The 18,146-nt window shown below is 45.0% G+C and carries 22 protein-coding genes; 3 read left to right on the top strand and 19 right to left on the bottom strand.

Features of this window, described 5'->3' with window-relative positions:
- Positions 1-11: 11 nt before the first annotated feature.
- From DX073_RS00400 to DX073_RS00385, 4 genes are all read right to left on the bottom strand, one after another.
- On the bottom strand, positions 12-641 hold the full coding sequence (locus tag DX073_RS00400; RefSeq protein WP_115004517.1) for a MarC family protein: 630 nt from the start codon (positions 639-641) through the stop codon (positions 12-14).
- A gap of 149 nt (positions 642-790) precedes the next feature.
- A complete protein-coding gene (locus tag DX073_RS00395; protein ID WP_115004515.1) occupies positions 791-1,498 on the bottom strand; it encodes a YidX family protein in 708 nt (235 codons plus the stop codon).
- A 132-nt stretch (positions 1,499-1,630) separates the two neighbouring features.
- Positions 1,631-2,830 (bottom strand): glycosyltransferase, encoded by a 1,200-nt coding sequence (locus DX073_RS00390; protein WP_258556831.1) that lies wholly within the window; start codon positions 2,828-2,830, stop codon positions 1,631-1,633.
- Between the two features lie 5 nt (positions 2,831-2,835).
- Positions 2,836-3,333, bottom strand: coding sequence for a peroxiredoxin (locus DX073_RS00385; RefSeq protein WP_404932904.1), 498 nt, complete (start codon positions 3,331-3,333; stop codon positions 2,836-2,838).
- Between the two features lie 200 nt (positions 3,334-3,533).
- Here DX073_RS00385 and DX073_RS00380 point away from each other — a divergent pair, with 200 nt between their 5' ends.
- A complete protein-coding gene (locus tag DX073_RS00380; RefSeq protein ID WP_115004510.1) occupies positions 3,534-4,847 on the top strand; it encodes an NCS2 family permease in 1,314 nt (437 codons plus the stop codon).
- A gap of 153 nt (positions 4,848-5,000) precedes the next feature.
- Positions 5,001-5,561 (top strand): hypothetical protein, encoded by a 561-nt coding sequence (locus tag DX073_RS00375; protein ID WP_115004507.1) that lies wholly within the window; start codon positions 5,001-5,003, stop codon positions 5,559-5,561.
- A 132-nt stretch (positions 5,562-5,693) separates the two neighbouring features.
- On the opposite strand, the gene DX073_RS00370 is transcribed toward DX073_RS00375, so the two are convergent.
- From DX073_RS00370 to queC, 3 genes are all read right to left on the bottom strand, one after another.
- Positions 5,694-6,293, bottom strand: a complete 600-nt coding sequence (locus DX073_RS00370) for a TetR/AcrR family transcriptional regulator (protein ID WP_115004506.1) — start codon at positions 6,291-6,293, stop codon at positions 5,694-5,696.
- A gap of 244 nt (positions 6,294-6,537) precedes the next feature.
- The gene (locus DX073_RS00365) at positions 6,538-6,882 is read right to left on the bottom strand and encodes a DMT family transporter (RefSeq protein ID WP_181814378.1); all 345 of its coding nucleotides are present in this window, start codon (positions 6,880-6,882) and stop codon (positions 6,538-6,540) included.
- A 524-nt stretch (positions 6,883-7,406) separates the two neighbouring features.
- Positions 7,407-8,156, bottom strand: coding sequence for a 7-cyano-7-deazaguanine synthase QueC (queC, locus tag DX073_RS00360; protein WP_115004502.1), 750 nt, complete (start codon positions 8,154-8,156; stop codon positions 7,407-7,409).
- 228 nt (positions 8,157-8,384) lie between these two features.
- On the opposite strand from queC, the gene DX073_RS00355 reads away from it, so the two are divergent.
- Complete coding sequence (locus DX073_RS00355; protein WP_115004500.1) at positions 8,385-9,692, top strand: NCS2 family permease; 1,308 nt, start codon at positions 8,385-8,387, stop codon at positions 9,690-9,692.
- A gap of 410 nt (positions 9,693-10,102) precedes the next feature.
- Here DX073_RS00355 and lptB read toward each other — a convergent pair whose 3' ends face one another.
- The 12 genes from lptB to DX073_RS00295 form a co-directional block, all read right to left on the bottom strand.
- Positions 10,103-10,828 (bottom strand): LPS export ABC transporter ATP-binding protein, encoded by a 726-nt coding sequence (gene lptB, locus DX073_RS00350; protein WP_115004498.1) that lies wholly within the window; start codon positions 10,826-10,828, stop codon positions 10,103-10,105.
- Positions 10,825-11,304 (bottom strand): lipopolysaccharide transport periplasmic protein LptA, encoded by a 480-nt coding sequence (gene lptA / locus DX073_RS00345; protein WP_404932916.1) that lies wholly within the window; start codon positions 11,302-11,304, stop codon positions 10,825-10,827. The genes lptB and lptA overlap by 4 nt, the downstream gene beginning before the upstream one ends.
- 72 nt (positions 11,305-11,376) lie before the next feature.
- Positions 11,377-11,952 (bottom strand): LPS export ABC transporter periplasmic protein LptC, encoded by a 576-nt coding sequence (gene lptC, locus DX073_RS00340; protein ID WP_115004494.1) that lies wholly within the window; start codon positions 11,950-11,952, stop codon positions 11,377-11,379.
- Positions 11,953-11,999: 47 nt separating this feature from the next.
- Entirely contained in the window at positions 12,000-12,521 is a 522-nt protein-coding gene (locus tag DX073_RS00335; protein WP_115004492.1) for a KdsC family phosphatase, read from the bottom strand.
- 26 nt (positions 12,522-12,547) lie between these two features.
- The gene (locus DX073_RS00330) at positions 12,548-13,537 is read right to left on the bottom strand and encodes a KpsF/GutQ family sugar-phosphate isomerase (protein ID WP_051225776.1); all 990 of its coding nucleotides are present in this window, start codon (positions 13,535-13,537) and stop codon (positions 12,548-12,550) included.
- A gap of 165 nt (positions 13,538-13,702) precedes the next feature.
- Positions 13,703-14,308 (bottom strand): RNA chaperone Hfq, encoded by a 606-nt coding sequence (gene hfq, locus DX073_RS00325; protein ID WP_115004490.1) that lies wholly within the window; start codon positions 14,306-14,308, stop codon positions 13,703-13,705.
- 65 nt (positions 14,309-14,373) lie between these two features.
- Positions 14,374-15,516: a tRNA (adenosine(37)-N6)-dimethylallyltransferase MiaA gene (gene miaA / locus DX073_RS00320; RefSeq protein ID WP_115004488.1), complete on the bottom strand. Its 1,143-nt coding sequence runs from the start codon at positions 15,514-15,516 to the stop codon at positions 14,374-14,376.
- Between the two features lie 64 nt (positions 15,517-15,580).
- Positions 15,581-16,306, bottom strand: a complete 726-nt coding sequence (locus DX073_RS00315; RefSeq protein WP_115004486.1) for a hypothetical protein — start codon at positions 16,304-16,306, stop codon at positions 15,581-15,583.
- A gap of 11 nt (positions 16,307-16,317) precedes the next feature.
- Positions 16,318-16,746, bottom strand: a complete 429-nt coding sequence (tsaE, locus tag DX073_RS00310; RefSeq protein WP_115004483.1) for a tRNA (adenosine(37)-N6)-threonylcarbamoyltransferase complex ATPase subunit type 1 TsaE — start codon at positions 16,744-16,746, stop codon at positions 16,318-16,320.
- Entirely contained in the window at positions 16,743-17,249 is a 507-nt protein-coding gene (locus DX073_RS00305) for a GNAT family N-acetyltransferase (protein WP_181814333.1), read from the bottom strand. Before DX073_RS00305 ends, tsaE begins: the two co-directional genes overlap by 4 nt.
- A complete protein-coding gene (locus DX073_RS00300; protein ID WP_029102153.1) occupies positions 17,236-17,490 on the bottom strand; it encodes a type II toxin-antitoxin system TacA family antitoxin in 255 nt (84 codons plus the stop codon). The genes DX073_RS00305 and DX073_RS00300 overlap by 14 nt, the downstream gene beginning before the upstream one ends.
- A 9-nt stretch (positions 17,491-17,499) precedes the next feature.
- On the bottom strand, positions 17,500-18,096 hold the full coding sequence (locus tag DX073_RS00295; RefSeq protein ID WP_115004479.1) for a 6-pyruvoyl trahydropterin synthase family protein: 597 nt from the start codon (positions 18,094-18,096) through the stop codon (positions 17,500-17,502).
- Positions 18,097-18,146: the final 50 nt, after the last annotated feature.

Raw genomic sequence — 18,146 nt, 5'->3', positions numbered from 1 at the left:
TTGTAGCGTGCTTAGCTCATCAGCTGTGGAAATAAGGTTCTAAGTCCATTAATCAAAATCTCAATCGCCACCGCCGCAAGTAGCATGCCCATGATACGACTTAGGATGTTAAGCCCTGTATCACCCAAAAAGCGACTGATTTTACCTGCCGCCATGAGTGATGCATAACAAAACATACTAATGCACAGCCCCGCCGCCAAAATCATGCCTACTTCAAACACGCCTTTGACTTGGCTGGAATAAATGATGACCGTTGAGATACCGCCTGGCCCTATCATCATCGGGATAGCAAGAGGCACGACCGCTGACGCTGTCAAGGATGAGCTCACTTCCACTTCTTCTTCGTTGGGCTTGACAGGGTTGCCACCGCCATTCATCATGTTAATGGCAATCAAGAATACCAAAATCCCACCTGCTACCTGAAACGACCCCACCGAAATGCCCAGCACTTTTAGCAGGCTCTCACCTAAAATGGTAAAAAAAGCAATACCCACAAACACCGTCACACAGGCGATTTGGGCGACTTTTTGGCGGTCTTTGGCAGGATAACCTTTGGTTATGTTTAAAAAAAGCCCCAAGGCACTAAACGGATTTATCAGCACCACAAAGGCAAGAATGATTTTGATGAGTTCGGTATCCACAAGATGTCCTTGATGTCATTGTCATGGCAAAAGGCGTATTTTATCATGACTTCTATGTTTTTCCTATGGCAATCATCATCACAGAGCAATTATCCACAAAAATAGGACGCACCCAAATACGTCCTATTTATCAACCATAAACTTTAATATCAGTCAAAAATTTGCCCGATGATTTGCAGTGGCAAGGTGACTACATCAAAAGCAGCGGCGAAAGGAAACAGCACCAATTTTTCAACAGAACTGCTTTGCCCTTCACGGTAAGCCGTGGTTTGCTCGTTGGTGTAGATGGTGACAGGGTAGGCTTTACTCAGTGCTTTTAGGCTAGACTGGTTGCTCACGGCAGGATAGGTGTGACCTTTTAGGGGAATATCAAAGCAGTAGCTTTGAGCCCCAAGATTCGATTCGCTGTGATTGGTGCACTCTTTGACGCCATTTTGTAAAAAGAAGTTTAGCTCTTCGTTGGTCACTTCGGCTTTTAGCTTGGTGTATTTAAAGGCAAGCTCACCGGTAAAACTGCCGTCATTATTGGCAGAATAAAAGTCCAAGCCTTTGGTAAGATTGATGTAGCGTGGGTCAAGGCGAGTGATGAGATTGTTAAAGCGAGTCCCGCCTTCAACCAACACATAGCTGTTACGCTGACCGACAATCACGACCGCATCCGATGGGATATTGGGTAGCTTTAATGACGGCTTACCAAATGCCACAACGACGTCATTGGTTAGTACCCTCTTTTGGGTGGTGGTGTAAGTACCGCCTGAGTCCTTTTCTAACAATGCACTGGTTGCACAGCCTGATAGCAGGGTTGCTGATAGGACAGATGTTAGGGCGATTTTGCCAAGCTTGCTTAGTTTTTTCATAAAACAGCCTTATATAACCAATAAAAAGGTAGATTATTTTTATAAAACCAAATAATCTACAAAACCGATTATAAATAATTTTAAAACGCCTGTAAACGCTCCGTGAAAAAATAACTTGCAAACCCATGATTTTTAGGCACTTTCGGCTTTGACACAGACCAGATTATCATGCCTATCTTTATCAACCAAATGACAGTCTGGCACGAGCGACTGATACACCGCCAAAGTCTCAGCAGTCATCTGCTCGATGGTGTATTCGTGCGTCATTGGGGGGCGAGTTTTGTTTTGTAGGTGGAATTTGATGTTTTTGCACAGAGCAAGGGCGGTCTCTTCTTTGACCAGTCCTTGGGGATAGGTGGTTTGTAGGATGTCGGCAAATGCCCCCTTTGCCCAACCGATGACAGGCGTGCCAAGATGTATCGCTTGAATGGCGGTAATGCCAATACTCTCGGGGCGTTCGGCAAGGGCAAGCACCACATTGGCAGATGACAGCCATTCTTTCATGTCGGGGGGTCGCCGTCCGATGAACGTCACACGGCTGTTTAGTCCCAAAGCGTGCAGGCGTTGGACAAATTCTTCGTGGGCGACGTCTTGGTCGGTGGCGTTTGCCAAATCATCTTCCATGATGATGGCGTGGATGCTTGGGAATTTTTCTTGTAAGTTGCCCAAAATATCCACAAGCCAGTCTTGACCGTATTCATGTCCGACAGGTGTGGGAAATACGAGCCATTTTTTGTGTTCAAGTTCGGGATATTCGGCAAACACGCCATGAAGCCAATGCACGGATGCATGATGGCGATAGGGGTATTTGCGAGTGTCCACGCCACGGCGGACGCAGACGATTTTAAAGGGGAATTCTTGGATGTTGTATTCTTCTTTTTTGATGGCGAGTTTTTCTTTGAGATATTTGTCAATACTGCGAGATGCACTGATGATGACGTCAGAGAAAAACAGGGCTTTGCCGTAGTTGTTAAATGGATAAAAGCCATAGATGGTCGCCACGATTTTGGGTTTTTTGTCGTCAGGTAGCGGACGGATTGCCCAATGTAGCACCCATGCAGGCGTGCGAGAATGGATGTGTACGATGTCGGGCTCGTGTTCACTGATGAGTCGTCTAAGTTTTAGGACATGTACCAATGACAGCCACGATTTTTTTGCCATGGGAATGCGATAATACTCGGTGTCATCACGAAGCAAGCGAAGTACAAGCTCATCATCGGTGGTGGCAGAGCCGATAACCACGGATTCATGCCCTGCTTTGGATAGGGCATGCGTGATGGCAAAAATACCCCGTTCGGATTCATCGTGCTTTAACGATGATGATAAGTGCATGACTTTCATAGGGTTTTTAAAAAGTCCAGTAGAGCGTTGGCGTGTTCTTTGGCTTTGATGTTGCGAAAACTTGCGACCATCTCCCCTGTTTTGTCAAACACGAACGTCGAACGCACCACGCCTAGGTGGGTTTTGCCGTACATCATTTTTTCTTTGATGACATCAAAATGCTGGCACAGCACCTCATCAGGGTCGCTGATAAGCCCAATGCCCAGCTCTTTTTTGCTGATAAAATTCTGATGCGAGCGTACGCCATCACGAGACACACCAAGCACCACATAGCCAAGTTTGGCAAATTCATCGGACAAGGCGGTAAAGTCGCTCGCCTGCACGCTACATCCTTGGGTGTTGTCTTTGGGATAAAAATACAAAATCAAGCCTTTGCCATAGGTACCAATATACTCTGCCAAATCAATGTCTTCATTAATAAAGCCATCATCATGCTGACGCACCAGATGAACATGAAAATTGGGTAGGTGGATATTTTCTTGGGAATTTTTCATGATGGTATTTTGCAATTTAAGAATTTAAGTAGGGTAAAAGATAATAAGATAATCCGCCTATTTTACCCAAAAATTGCCTAAATTACCAATCATAAAACAAGGCATATGTCATAAAAAAATTTTCGTTAATATTTGTAAAAATTGTAATTATACGGTAAAATTACTCGCTATTTTTTGAGCAATTTAAGATAAGGCGATTTATGTCTTTGCTTTCTTTTTTTAACATCAATGAACGTGGCTCAACGGTACGCCAAGAAGTCATCGCGGGCTTGACCACGTTTTTGGCGATGGTGTATTCGGTGATTGTCGTGCCAGGGATGCTCGCTGATGCTGGCTTTCCTGCCGAGTCGGTCTTTATCGCCACGTGTTTGGTGGCAGGGTTTGGTTCTATTTTGATTGGCGTATTTGCCAATGTGCCAATGGCAATCGGCTGTGCCATTAGCTTGACGGCATTTACTGCGTTTAGCTTGGTGCTGGGTCAAGGCATTAGCATTCCTGTCGCCTTAGGGGCGATTTTTTTAATGGGGTTGCTGTTTACGCTGATATCGGTCACAGGCATTCGGGCGTGGATTTTAAAGAACCTACCCAGTTCCATCGCTCACGGGGCAGGGATTGGCATTGGCTTATTTTTGCTACTCATCGCTGCCAATGGCGTGGGGCTTGTCATCAAAAATGACGCAGGACTGCCTGTCAAGATGGGCGAGTTTACCTCCTTTGGGGTCATCATGTCGCTCATCGGTCTGGCGGCGATTGTCGGTCTTGAAAAACGTCAGGTCAAGGGCGGTATCCTATGGGTAATTATCGCCATTACCATCATCGGACTGATTTTTGACCCGAATGTCAAATTTGGCGGTTCTATTTTTAAACTGCCAAGTTTTGGCGATGAGTCGTTGTTTGGGGCGATGGATATCATGGGAGCGTTAAATGCGGCGGTGTTGCCTGCGGTGTTTGCCCTTGTCATGACGGCGGTGTTTGATGCCACAGGGACGATTCGTGCGGTGGCAGGGCAGGCGGGTCTCATTGACAAAGACGGGCAAATCGTGGGTGGCGGTAAGGCTCTCACGGCAGACTCGGTGTCATCACTCATGTCGGGTGTGTTCGGTACCGCCCCTGCGGCGGTATACATCGAGTCGGCGGCGGGTACGGCGGTCGGTGGCAAGACGGGGCTGACGGCAGTGGTCGTGGGTGGTCTGTTCTTGCTCATGCTGTTCTTTCAGCCATTGGCATTTTTGGTGCCAAACTATGCCACCGCCCCTGCACTCATGTATGTGGGACTACTCATGCTAAGTAACGTCTCAAAACTGGATTTTGATGACTTTGTGGAGGCGATGAGCGGACTTATTTGTGCGGTGTTTATTGTTTTGACTGCGAACATCGTCACAGGTATCATGTTAGGCTTTGGCTCGCTCGTGCTGGGTCGTGTCATCTCTGGTGAGTTTAAAAAGCTTAACATCGGTACGGTCATCATTGCCATTGCCTTGGTGGCGTTCTATGCGTTGGGTTATGCCATTTAGATTTGGGTGTGGTAACAACAAAAAACCATTTGCCATGCGGTGAATGGTTTTTTGTTGGTGTTATTAATGGCATTGATGGCTTGATGGGTTTACAAGCAGTAGTTACCATGCTACAATGAGAATCGTTTTTAAATATTAACTGGGAGTAAATTTATGTCTGATTTGACCAACATCAAAGAAGTATTACAGCAGTGTGCAAGTGTGCCGATATCGTTACTAGATGGCATTGGTTATGATGGCAAATGTGATTTGGTGGCGGATGTGCTGTTTCCTGTGCTGGGTTGGGACAGCGATAATAACTATCAAACCCCTGCCGATGGGCAATTTATGGAATACATGGAGTGGAAAGAGCCTTATTTGGATTTTGATAAATTCGCTTTGATAAAACAGCGTGGCATTGCCATTGAAGATGAGTTTTTGGAGCATTATGCCCAAATATGTGGCGATGACGATGATGAGGACGATGATTTTGATGGTACTGACATTAACATGATGTTTGATGCCATGATACAAAAAGAGATGGCACGATTTGAGGCCATGCGTGAGCTGTTTTTTAACTATTTTAATGAACAATTAGCAGGACATGGGCTAAAATTGGTGGAGCTTGGCTCACATGAAAATGCCTTTTTTCTACTGGTTCATAACAATGATGACGACATAAAAAAGCTCACCGAAGTCTTTGCCAATTATGATGTGGCGGTATCGGCAGGTTGATAGGTCTGTCTGATTTTGGCTTTATGGCTAACGAATTTGATATTTGCCACAGGCTTGTGAGGGCGTGCTCATCACGCCCTTTTTTAATGGTGTTATCCTTAGCGTTCGCATATCATTGAGCTTGTCATGATTTTAAAGATTTGGCGAAACATCATCTGCCAATGCCAGCAGATACGTTCGCATGGCAGGCAGTTCATCATGGGGGATGTTATTGAGCCACGCCCCGTCCACAGCACAGCGTATGACAGACAGACGTGGGTCGCTGTCGGTGCTTGCGTGGGTTTTGATTTTTTGGGCGAGCCAACTTATCCACAACTCATTCATCTGGCTGTCAGCGGTCATCGCTCGGATAAGTCCCGCCCAGTCGCTTTGTAGTCCAATCTCTTGGTTGTCAAACATTACCCGTGCATAGGCTTTGGTAAACGCTCCCATCTCGGTGGGGTGTGCGTCCATGTCGGCTAATATGGCGGTGTTGATTTGGGCGATGAACAGCTCTACCACGCTGGTGATGAGTTCGTCTTTGGATTTGAAATGATGAAATAGTCCGCCTTTGCTCGTGCCTGCCATGTCCGCCACTTTTTGCATGGACAGATTGCCAATGCCGACATCTAGCATGAGATTTTTGGCGCAGACTAGGATGGTGTGGCGTAACAGCTCGGGGTTGTTTTTGCGTTTGTTGGTTTTGTCATCAGGTGCGGGCGTGGGGGTGTTGGCGTTAAATAAGTCGTTCATGAGAATCTCTTGGGGTTAAAATAAAAAATAATTTTGAAAGTTAGGGCGTGCCTACCATTGGTATTTGCAATGAAAAATAGGGGAAATCGTACGTTTTTCAAGGAAAAGTCCGCAGTTGATATTGAAATATCAACAAGGATTTTGACTTCGAGCCACAAGATTTAGCCATTTTTCATGCAAAAATTGATTTAAAGCGTTAAGTTTTTACCTTGTTTTATAAGATGTTATCAATGGTGGGTACACCCTAATGAGCGGTGGCGGATGAAAAGACATTCGTAATCACCACACCTGCCACAATAAAAGCCATGCCGATGATGGCAGGCGTATCTAAGGGCTGTTTTAGGATAAATATGCCAATCAAGGCGGTCAAGACAATGCCCACGCCCGACCAAATGGCATAGGTCATGCCAAGGGGAATGACCCTGACGACATGAGACAGCAAATAAAAAGCGATGGCAAAACAGGTCAGCGTGATACAAGTGGGGATGAGTTTGCTAAATCCGTCTGATTTTGCCAAAAAAGTCGAGCCTGTCACTTCGCTGATGATGGCAAGGGCGAGCAGGGCATAAGCAGTAGAGAGTTGCATGATGATTTTCAATGATAACTATGACTGATAAAACCGACTGGTCGGTCTTTTATATTTTACAAGAAGCCATGACCAAATGCAAGTTTTTAGGGCGTGCCTGCCTTTTGTATTTGCAGCGAAAAATGAGAAAAATCGCCCGTTTTTCAAGGAAAAAACGTAGGCTGATAATCATTCTATCAGGCAAGTTTTTGACGATGAAAACAAGATTTAGCCATTTTTCATGCAAAAACGATTAGTTTTTTCTAAAATATTTCTATATTGTAAATAGTGTTATAAAGGGCAGGCACGCCCTATTTATCCTTGCTTCATTCTCAACTTAAAATGGTATAGTCAAACAAATTTGAAATAAGACAAGGAAAACGAGCGAAGTTGTACAAGTAGCACTACGAGCGAGTTTGACACAGTATTATTTCAAAGTTGCAGACTATAACTTATCGATTGTCTATGATTAGTCTGGATATACAAGGGGCGAATTTCAATTTGCCCCTTGATAAATCAAGCACTTATAAAAAAATTGAGAATGGGGTTTATCCTTGCGTTGGTTTATTTTGATAACGGGTGGGGTCAGGAACACCTGCCTGCACAAAGCCTTGATGACGTAGCACACAGCTGTCGCACTCGCCACAGGCCCGCCCGTCACTATCGGCACGGTAGCATGACACGGTTTGGGCATAATCCACACCCAGTGATAGCCCAAGCGTTAGGGTCTCGGCCTTGGATAAGTACTGCAAGGGAGCGATGATGGATAGGCGTCTGCCTGCTCGCCCTGCCACGGTAGCAAGATTTGCCATGGTCTCAAAGGCACGAATGTAGTCGTCTCGGCAGTCAGGATAGCCCGAGAAATCAACCGAACTTACCCCGATGATGATGGCACAGGCTTCGGTCACTTCTGCCACGGCTAGGGCATAGGATAGAAAAATGGTGTTACGAGCAGGGACGTAGGTGACAGGCACGGCATCACTGTCCGCTTGATAATCAGGCACATCAATGCTGGTGTCGGTCAATGCCGAACCGCCAAGCTGAGCGATGTCAATGTCAATGATACGGTGCGACACGCCAAGTGTCTGGGCGATGGCGGATGAAAACGCAAGTTCGCTTGAATGCCGTTGCCCGTAGCGAAAACTGATGGCGGTAATCTCTTTAAAAACCGCTTTCGCCCAATACAAACAAGTGGTGGAGTCAAGCCCCCCTGAGAGCAAAACGACCGCCTTTTGGTGGGCAAAATCATCAGAATGGGGAATGTTAAGGTTATTGCTATCGGGGCAAAATGTCGTCATGAACTATAAACCATGTAAAGAATCAAGCAGTCAATTTTAGCATAAAATTCAAAAAATCGTTCAATTTTAATAGGGTGTATTAAGCCTTTACAAACCCATTTACATTTTAGAAAGTTTAAGAAATAAAATGATTGTATTTACCCAAACAATTTGCTACAATTTGCCAGAAAAACAAGCCTTTTGTTTTTCATTGGTCTTTTTACATCTCGCTTATCTTTTGGCTCACCAATGAAAACTCTCCTAGACAACCTCTTTAAATTATCCGCACACCATACCACCGCCAAAACCGAACTCATCGCTGGCATTACCACATTTTTTACCATGGTCTATATCGTCTTTGTCAATCCGTCCATTTTGGGCGTGACAGGCATGGACACACAGGTCGTCTTTGTTACCACTTGCCTTATCGCCGCCTTCGGCACGATAGCGATGGGACTGTTTAGCAACTTACCCATCGCCCTTGCTCCTGCCATGGGGCTTAATGCCTTTTTTGCATTTGTGGTCGTCTCTAAGATGGGCTATTCGTGGCAGACGGGCATGGGGGCGATTTTTTGGGGGTCGGTGGGGCTGTTTTTGATGACGATTTTTCAGATTCGTTATTGGCTCATGGCAAGCATTCCTTTGGGACTGCGTGTGGGTATCAGTGCAGGCATTGGGCTATTTATCGCCTTGATTGGTTTTAAGAACATGGGACTGGTCGTGCCTAACGAAGCCACGCTTGTGACGGTGGGCAACCTACATTCGCCCACGCTACTGATGGGCGTGCTTGGCTTTTTTATCATCGTTGTGATGGCAGCCAAAGGTCGTCACTCTGGGGTATTGGTCTCTATCGTGGTGGTTACCGCCCTTGCTCTGATGTTTGATGACAACGTTGCATTCTCAGGAGAAATTCTCTCACTACCCCCTGCTCTCACGCCCGTGGTCGGACAGGTGGACATCATGGGGGCATTGGATGTGGCATTATTTGGGATTATTTTCTCATTTATGCTCGTGAACTTGTTTGATTCATCAGGCACGCTCATTGCGGTGGCGGATAAAGCAGGTTTTGCCGACAAAGACGGTAAATTCCCCAAAATGAAACAAGCCCTGCTCGTGGATAGCACCAGTGCCATGGCGGGGTCATTCATGGGAACATCCGCCATCAGCACCTACATCGAAAGTGGTTCGGGCGTGTCGGTCGGCGGTCGCACGGGGCTAACAGCGGTGGTCGTGGGCATGCTGTTTTTACTCACCATTTTCTTCTCGCCACTTGCCAGTATCGTGCCTACTTATGCCACGGCAGGTTCGCTCGTGTTTGTGGGGATTTTGATGGCGAGTAGTCTCATCAAGGTAGAATGGGACGATTTGACCGAAGCCACGCCTGCCTTTATTACCACTGCCATGATGCCGTTTACCTACTCCATCACCGAAGGCATTGCTTTTGGCTTTATCAGCTACTGCGTGATGAAGATTGCCACTGGTCGCTACAAAGAAATCAACGCCCCTGTTGCGGTGGTCGCCCTGTTATTTATCATTAAATTTGCGTGGGTGGGTTAGGTGCGTGTATTCTTTTATAAAACACCATCAATAGAATGCTTTCCAAACCCAGATTTTTTGTGGGTTTTTAAAAAACTTCAACCCTCGGGCGGGCGTGCCTTTGGTATTTGCAATGAAAATCACGAAAAATCGCCCGTTTTTTAAGAGAAATCGCAGGCTGTGAGTCTTTTATCAGACAAGTTTTTGACACAGAAAAACAATCCGACCACTTAATTTGAAGAAATTAAGGTAAAATCTTGAAAATTTACACGATTAAGTGGTCGGATAGCCATTTTTTTATGCAAAAATTGATTGAAATTTTCAAGTTTTCATCTTATTTTATAAGAATGTTCTCAATGTTAGGCACGCCCTAGTATTCACAAGGATTTATACTTAGTTTGAAAAGAGATTTAATGGTAGGCATGCTCAGCCTACACCACAAAATCCTTGCCCAAATACACCCGTTGTACCAACTCATTTTGTAAAATATCACTGGGTGAGCCTTGGGCGATGATGTTGCCTTCGGAGGCGATATAAGCCTTCTCGCAGATGGATAAGGTCTCACGCACATTATGGTCAGTAATCAGTACGCCAATGCCCCGCTGTTTTAGGGCGGTGATGACCTCCTTGATGTCACCCACCGAAATGGGGTCAACCCCTGCAAATGGCTCATCTAACAAGATAAACTTAGGGTTGCTTGCCAACGCTCGGGCTATCTCACAGCGACGACGTTCGCCCCCTGACACACTCATGCCCAGCGAATGCCGTACGTGTTCTAAGTGGAACTCACCAATGAGCTTTTCAAGCTCGGCAAGTTGGGCAGGTTTATCCAAATCCTGACGGGTCTGCAATATCGCTAAAATGTTCTGCTCAATGGTCAGCTTACGAAAAATAGATGCTTCTTGGGGTAGATAGCCAATGCCTGCCTTGGCACGCTCATGCATGGCTTTTTTGGACAAATCAGTATTGCCCAACATGACTTGCCCTTTATCCATCGGCACAAGCCCGATAACCATATAAAAACTTGTGGTCTTGCCTGCCCCATTAGGCCCCAAGATACCCACCACTTGCCCTTCGTCTATCTCAAAAGAGACGTCTTTGACCACCCAACGCTGTCCGTAGCGTTTACCCAAATGGTGCATGGAAAGCGTGGTCATGGGCGAACACCTATTTGGCTGTTAGACTCGTTTGGCGGGAACACCAACTCCACACGGCGACCACCGCCAGCATTGGCTTCCACATCGCCCAGTTTTAGGCTATAACGAATGGTATTGCCCGAAAAGCTTGCCCCTGCTTGGGTCAGCTTGGCATTACCTGTGAGCGTGATGATACCTGTCACGGCGTTGTAATCAATCTTATTTGCCTGCCCCTTAGCAAGACCCTTTTCTTGGGTGACGACTTGTTGCATGGTTGCAGGGCGACCTGTTGCTAGGGCAGTTTTGATACTGCGTTTGTCGTCTAGGTTTAGCGTGATGTTATCGGCGGTGATTTTGAGCGTGCCTTGCTCGATGATGACATTGCCCGAATAACTGGTTACGCCTGTACTCTCGCTGTATGTCGCTTTGTCAGCAAGCAGACGAATAGGCTGACTGGCATCCGATGGCAGAGCATGGGCGGATAACGCCATACCCATCCCTGCCACAAAAAGTAGGAATTGGGCTGATATTAAGTGTGATGTTCTCATAAGATATCCATGATAGATGAATTAAAATAAGGGCTTGTCTTCACGCTTGGGTGGGGCAAATTCCATTTGAATGCGATAAAATTCATACTCGCCTGTCTGCAAATTCCCTGTAAAACCCTGTGCCATAAAGCTGTCCGCCCCTTGGGTGACGCTGATGGGTTTACTGCTTGCCACTTGACGCTGTTTGGTATTGCCTGTTAGTAGATTGCCTTTGATGGTCATGTCAGGCTTAGTGTCATCGCCTTGTCTCACCAACACAAAGCCTTCTTTTAATAACAAATCGCCCGTGGTCTGCTCCAAACTGGCAAGACTGGCTTCTAAATGATAAGTTTCGCTATTTGGTGGTGTCCAGTCCATTTTGGCATTTTTCATCCCATCCACGCCTGCACTGTTTTTTGCCAAACTGTCCGCCGTTAGCGTGTATTCAATCTCGCCCGTCTCAGGACTGGTCTGCACCGCCTTAATCTCGGTCACTTCATAAGAGACGGCAGGGGCAGACGGCACGGCAGGTTCGATTTTGACGTCTTCTTTGTAAAAAAACCATGCCCCGACCATGAGTGCCATCACACCAAGCACGCTGAGAATTTTTAGATTCATGAGTGATTATCTCTATTTTTCAGCTTGATTATTGCCAACTTAGACGCTTAGATGTATTGGGCGATAAAGGCATCATAAGCCCCTTTTGCCTTTAACAACTGCTCGCACACTTCACGCACCGCACCATGACCGCCTGATTTGGTAGTTACGATGTCCGCCACCGCTTGTGTTTCGGCACAGCCATTTGGCACAGACACGCCCACGCCTGATTCACGCACGGCTTTTAGGTCAGGCAAATCATCACCCATGTACATGCATTCGCTCACAGAGAGTCCAAGCTCATCGGCAAGGGCAGATAAAGCGGTAAATTTGTCATCTCGCCCCTGCACCACATGGTCAATGCCCAGCTCATCAGCGCGACGTGCCACCATGGGCGAGTTTCTACCTGTGATGATGGCAAGGATAATGCCCTGCTCTTTTAATGCCTTTAATCCCACACCATCTTGGACATAAAAGGCTTTGGTCTCTATCCCATTGGCATCATAGATGATTTGCCCATCTGACAAAACCCCATCCACGTCCATGGCAAAAAGTTTGACCGCTTGCAATCGTTTGGTTAAGTCGCTCATGCTTCTCCTTTTGTTGTTTTATAAATTTAGCTTACGCCTGCTTTTAGCAAGTCATGAATGCTAATCACGCCTGCAAGCCGACCGTTGTCCAGTACCAACAGCTGACTAATGGCATGCTCATTCATCAACGTTAGGGCATCAGACGCTCGCATCTCGCCCGTGGTATGCTTAGGGTGCTTGGTCATAAGTGTATTCATGGGGGCCGATAGCGACACGTTATCCGCCAGCTTACGCCGTAAATCGCCATCGGTAAAAATACCCACCACACCATCCTGTTCATCAACCACCACCGCCAAGCCCAGTCGCCCCCCTGTCATCACAAGCAAGGCTTTATCAAGACTGGTATCGGCTCGTACCACGGGCAAGTTCTCGGTGTGCATGACATCCTTGACACGGGTCAACAGTTTACGCCCCAATGCCCCTGCTGGGTGCGACAAGGCAAAATCATTACTGGTAAAACCCCGAGCATGCAACAGTGCCACCGCCAACGCATCGCCCAGTGCCAGTGTGGCGGTCGTGCTTGATGTCGGTGCCAGTCCGAGCGGACAGGCTTCTTCAAAATTACCAAGGGTCAAAGCGATATTGGCAGATTTGGGTAAAAACCCACGACGGTCACGGCTGATACTAATCAGGGGAATACCCAACTGTTTGACAACAGGGATAAGCATTTTAATCTCATCGGACTGCCCTGAGTTAGAAATGGCAATCAGTACATCGCCCTGCACGAGCATACCCAAATCGCCATGCCCTGCTTCGCCTGGGTGCATAAAAAATGCAGGCGTGCCCGTGCTTGCCAATGTCGCCGCTATCTTACGCCCGATATGTCCACTCTTGCCCATGCCTGTCACCACGACACGCCCCCGACACGCCAAAATCGCCTGACACGCCTGCACAAAACGCTCATCAAGCTCATCTTTAAGCAGTGCCAATGCTTCTTGTTCGGTGTTAATGGCAGTCAAGCCCACGCTAATAAAGTCAGTATCAAGGTCGGCTGTGTTCGGGGTTTGGTCGTTCATGAGTGGCGAATGGTTTGTAAAATAAAATGGGTATGATACCATATTTGGCGATGTTTTATGGCAAATTTTTATCAAACTGCGATAACTTTTATCATAAAAACTTTTATGATAAAAAAAGCCCACATCATGTGAGCTTTTTGGCATGGTTAGTTACCACGAGCGACATCATTCATCGTCATTGGTTTTGTCAAACCCTTGGCGGTCAAAGGTGCTATTGTCAAAGGCTTTATTATCAAATCCCTTGCCATCAAAGCCACGTTCATTTTTCTCAAAGCCTTTGCCATCAAAGCCACGCTCTTCAAAACCCGAACGCTCAAAGCCTTGATTAAAGCCCATGCCCCCTTGTGGATAGCCACCACGTTCAAAGCCTTGATTGCCACCGAAACCTTGGTTTGGCGGAGTGCGAGTAAAGCCACCCACAGGACGGGTTGTGCCTGCTCCACCGCCAAAGCCTTGACGGTCAAAGCCTGCATTAGGATAGCCCGTGCCTTGATAGTTACTGCCACTCATCACGCCCACCGATGACGGATAGCCCGTACCTACACTAGGGGTTGCACCATCTGTGCGTGGGTTGCGAGTGGGGACAACGGTAGAAATGGCATGCTTATAGACCATTTGGCTCACGGTGTTTTTTAGTAACACAACATACTGGTCAAATGACTCAATCTGACCTTGTAGCTTGATACCATTGACCAAAAAAATAGACACAGGAATGCGGTCTTTACGCAGAGCGTTTAGGAAGGGGTCTTGTAGGCTTTGCCCTTTTGACATTGTTGTTCTCCAAAATTAACACAAGAAAAAAGCAACCAACGGTGCTTGGAAAAATATGTTAAAAATTACGCCAAAAGCTCATTTTGTGCGTCTTTCATGCTTGCAAATGAAAAAATCCGTTGCTGTGACTGGGGGTCACTTGTTATGCTAGCCTTTGTTTTATTCATTTCATTGGCGTTTATAAATTGGGGTAAACTGGTCAGTTGTCTTTGCCATGTTGATTGGCGTTTTGCCAGTTGCCTTGTTGCATATAATGCCTTATTTTTCATGTCTTGGCAAGCCATATCATGCATATTTTGCCCTTTTGTTACAAAATTCTTGCCATTTTCGGCAGTCATTTTGTTGTTTTTTTGTAAATTTAGAGCAAATGCCTGCCAAATGGGGGAGATTTGCATAATCTCATGGTCGGTTATCGCCAAAAACTCTAACACTTGCCGATAGCCCACGCACCGCATAGACGGCATATTGGGCGTTAAATCGGGGTATTTTTGCAAAAGATGAATCACTTCATCAAGCAGTCCCTGCTCCCACATGATGTCAAGGCGTTTGGCGATACGCTCATGTAGCCACGCACGCTCAGGCTCAACCGACAGAGTCAGCCAATGCTGGCGTGGATTATGACAAGGGGCAACTTTGGGCGTATCTTGCCAGACGCTCATGGGTGTGCCTGTCTGCACATGAACTTCCACCGCCCTTGTAATACGCTGGGTGTCGGATATTTTTAGACGCTGACAAATCTTGGGGTCGTGCGTTTGCAGATAGGCGTACAGCTCGCCGATACCTTTATCAGACAGCCACGCCATGACCTGCCCACGAATGACAGGGTCGGTGTCAGGCACGGCAGACAAACCGTCCAAGAGCGCCATATAATACATCATCGTACCGCCCACAAGTAGCGGAATCTTGCCCCGCGCGTGAATGTCGCCAATGAGTCGCTCCACGTCCGCCACAAAAGTCGCCACGTTATAAGTTTCGGTCGGCTTGATGATATTCACCAAATAATGCGGAAAAAGAGCAAGCTCATCATCACTAGGCTTTGCCGTGCCGATGTTCATGTCCTCATAAATCAGGGCACTATCCACCGAAATCAGCTCAAACCGCCCTGTATCAAATAATTTAAACGCCAAATCGGTTTTACCGCTGGCGGTTGGGGCGATTAGGCAAATCACAGAATTGCCAGGCAGGTTTTTATAATATAAATTATTCATTTTTAAAAATCATAAAGCCAAAATAAATATGAAATTATTAACTTAACAATCTTTATTTTACGCCCTACAAAAATTCAATAAAGAAATAAGCCAACAAAAAACTCAAACTAATGGTTGTAATGAAATAATACCCACTCTTTATCCATAATTTTCTTCTGATAAATGACAGATATTTGTAAAAAGAAAATAAAATTAAGGAACATAAAATAGCAATTTCAGTATATCTCTTGATTTTATAATACAGCTTATCATCATCAGGTTTTGTATTATTGGTAATTGTTTGCAAATACAATGGACTTTTTTTGTCCATTACCCTACCAGAAATAAAATGGTAATGATGTCCAAAATCAAATTGCTCATCTTTATACTTATTATTAAAAATATAAATCGGCTCTCTATTGGTTGATTTTTTGGATTTTAATATAACCAGATTATCCAATTTTAAAGAAATAGCGTTATCAAAACCACCACAAGGAATATTGCTATTTTCTATATCAAAATTTTGATAAATCGGAATAACAGGTGTGCTTTTAAAATCAATAATACCATTTTCATTAACTTCATACAAACTTATATGGCATTTTTTACCATTTGATTTATGAGTATAAAGAGTTAAATTTGTTGTCTGTGCAATATTAGCATTTTCCCAATTTAGTTTATTTCTATATTCATCATCAAAAATAACAATATTTATGTGTAATGAACCAATTAAGAAAATAACATACCAAAAAATAGCATAAAAAACCATTAAAATAATATGTAATATAATAGATGGTTTTTGGTGTTTCATTGCAAAAAACTCTATTGATTGCTTATATCAATAATTTTTACTTCTCTACTATCATCATCTAATTTTTTAAATTCAATGACCATATCAGGCGTTGGCAAAATGCTCTCGGCACGGCTCGCCCACTCAATGATAACTAGCGAATTTGGCTCATCAAAATATTCAAAAAACCCAATAAAATCCAGCTCTTCTGGGTCATTTAGCCGATATAGGTCGGCATGGTACACGGGCTTGCCATTGATGTTATACGGCTCAACTAGTGTATAAGTTGGGCTTTTTACCGCCCCTGTATGCCCCAACGCACGCAAAAGATAACGGGTAAAGGTCGTCTTGCCCGCCCCCAAATCGCCCGATAACCACAGACTGCCTGTGGGATTGGTTTTGGCAAGGGCGTTGGCAAGGCACTGGGTGTCGGTTTCGTTTTTTAGGATTAAAGTTTTCATTCTTCACGTTCAATTTTAGAAACAGGAAAAGCCATTCTCAATGGCGCATTTTGCAATTCAAAAAATCCATAACTTTGATAAAATGATTTTGCCTGTTCATCTTTGGCATCAACAATCACACAAGCCACACCAATCAACTCAGCTGTTCTTTTTACTCGCCGTAGGGCGTGTGCCAACAAATCAATACCGATTCCCATGCCTTGATAATTTTTATCAACTGCCAAACGCCCAATCAATATGCAAGGTATGGCAGTATGTGGTGATTGATTTTTTAATTCATCAGGACTGTCCGATTTTTGTATTTTATCCGCTGATAAGGTGTAAAATCCAATGACACGACCATTTTCATGACTAACATAAATAACCGCTTCCTGTCTTTTTACAATTTGACTGGCAAGTTGTTTAATAAAACGATTTAATATGTCATTACCACAGTTAAATAAAAACCTATCGTGATTTTTATTTAACGGTTCAAATACCAATGAATGCTTACGATTTATCAAGTTCATAACCCCGAGCAATTAACGCTTTCATTTTTTCATTTGGCTCTGGGGGATTATTTAAAAAATCCATCATATTATTCCACTCTTCATCAGTCAAATAAATACCTTTGTCTTTATCAACTATTTTTAAAGCGGTTTGATAGGCTTGCTCAGTAATAAAATCACTCAATGGCATACCAACAATTTGACTTGCTTTTTCAATAATCACTTGCTCACTAGGAGTAATGTCTAACACTATCATAGTTTATCCTTAAAAATTCACTTGTCTTAACGGCTGTGGATTGACAAATTTCTCGCCACGTTTTAGCTTATCAAACAGCTCACTATCGCCCCACTCGGCTTTGACTTGCTCGCTAAATTCAAACATATCCAGCGACAATTTGCCCATGCGTTCGTTTTCAACATCTTCACGAAAACATTGGGCGTACCCTGTGGCGGTCTCGTGAACGATGACCGAATAGACCGATACGTCCGTTTCACCATTTTGGGTTGTGGTATTGGCTAGCACTTTATCCGCCCAATAAAAAATCACACGGCTAAACTGCTCGGCAGATGGCGATACAGGCAGACTTATCCAGCGAGCCGAAAAGTCCTTGCACGCACCGATATAGTCGCTGTCGTCCTTATCCCAAAAGGTAATGGCGTGGTCAAAACTGTCAATCAAGTCCTTAATGTGCGACTTTAACAGCCCAAAATCATAGACCATTTGCCCATTGTCAAGGGCATGGGCTTCTAGGATAAGCTCCACTTGATAGCTATGCCCATGAATGGAGCGACTACAACGGTCGGACGTGCAGTTACGGACGATGTGGGCATTTTCAAATTTAAAGAGTTTACGGATACGCATTTTTGAATGTTGTGTGGTTAATTTTTTGTATTATATCATGAAATTTGGGT

It is taken from the genome of Moraxella lacunata (assembly GCF_900453205.1).
Lineage (GTDB): Bacteria > Pseudomonadota > Gammaproteobacteria > Pseudomonadales > Moraxellaceae > Moraxella > Moraxella lacunata_B.
Note: the sequence above shows the minus strand (reverse complement) of the source record. Positions and strands in the feature narration are given on the sequence as shown.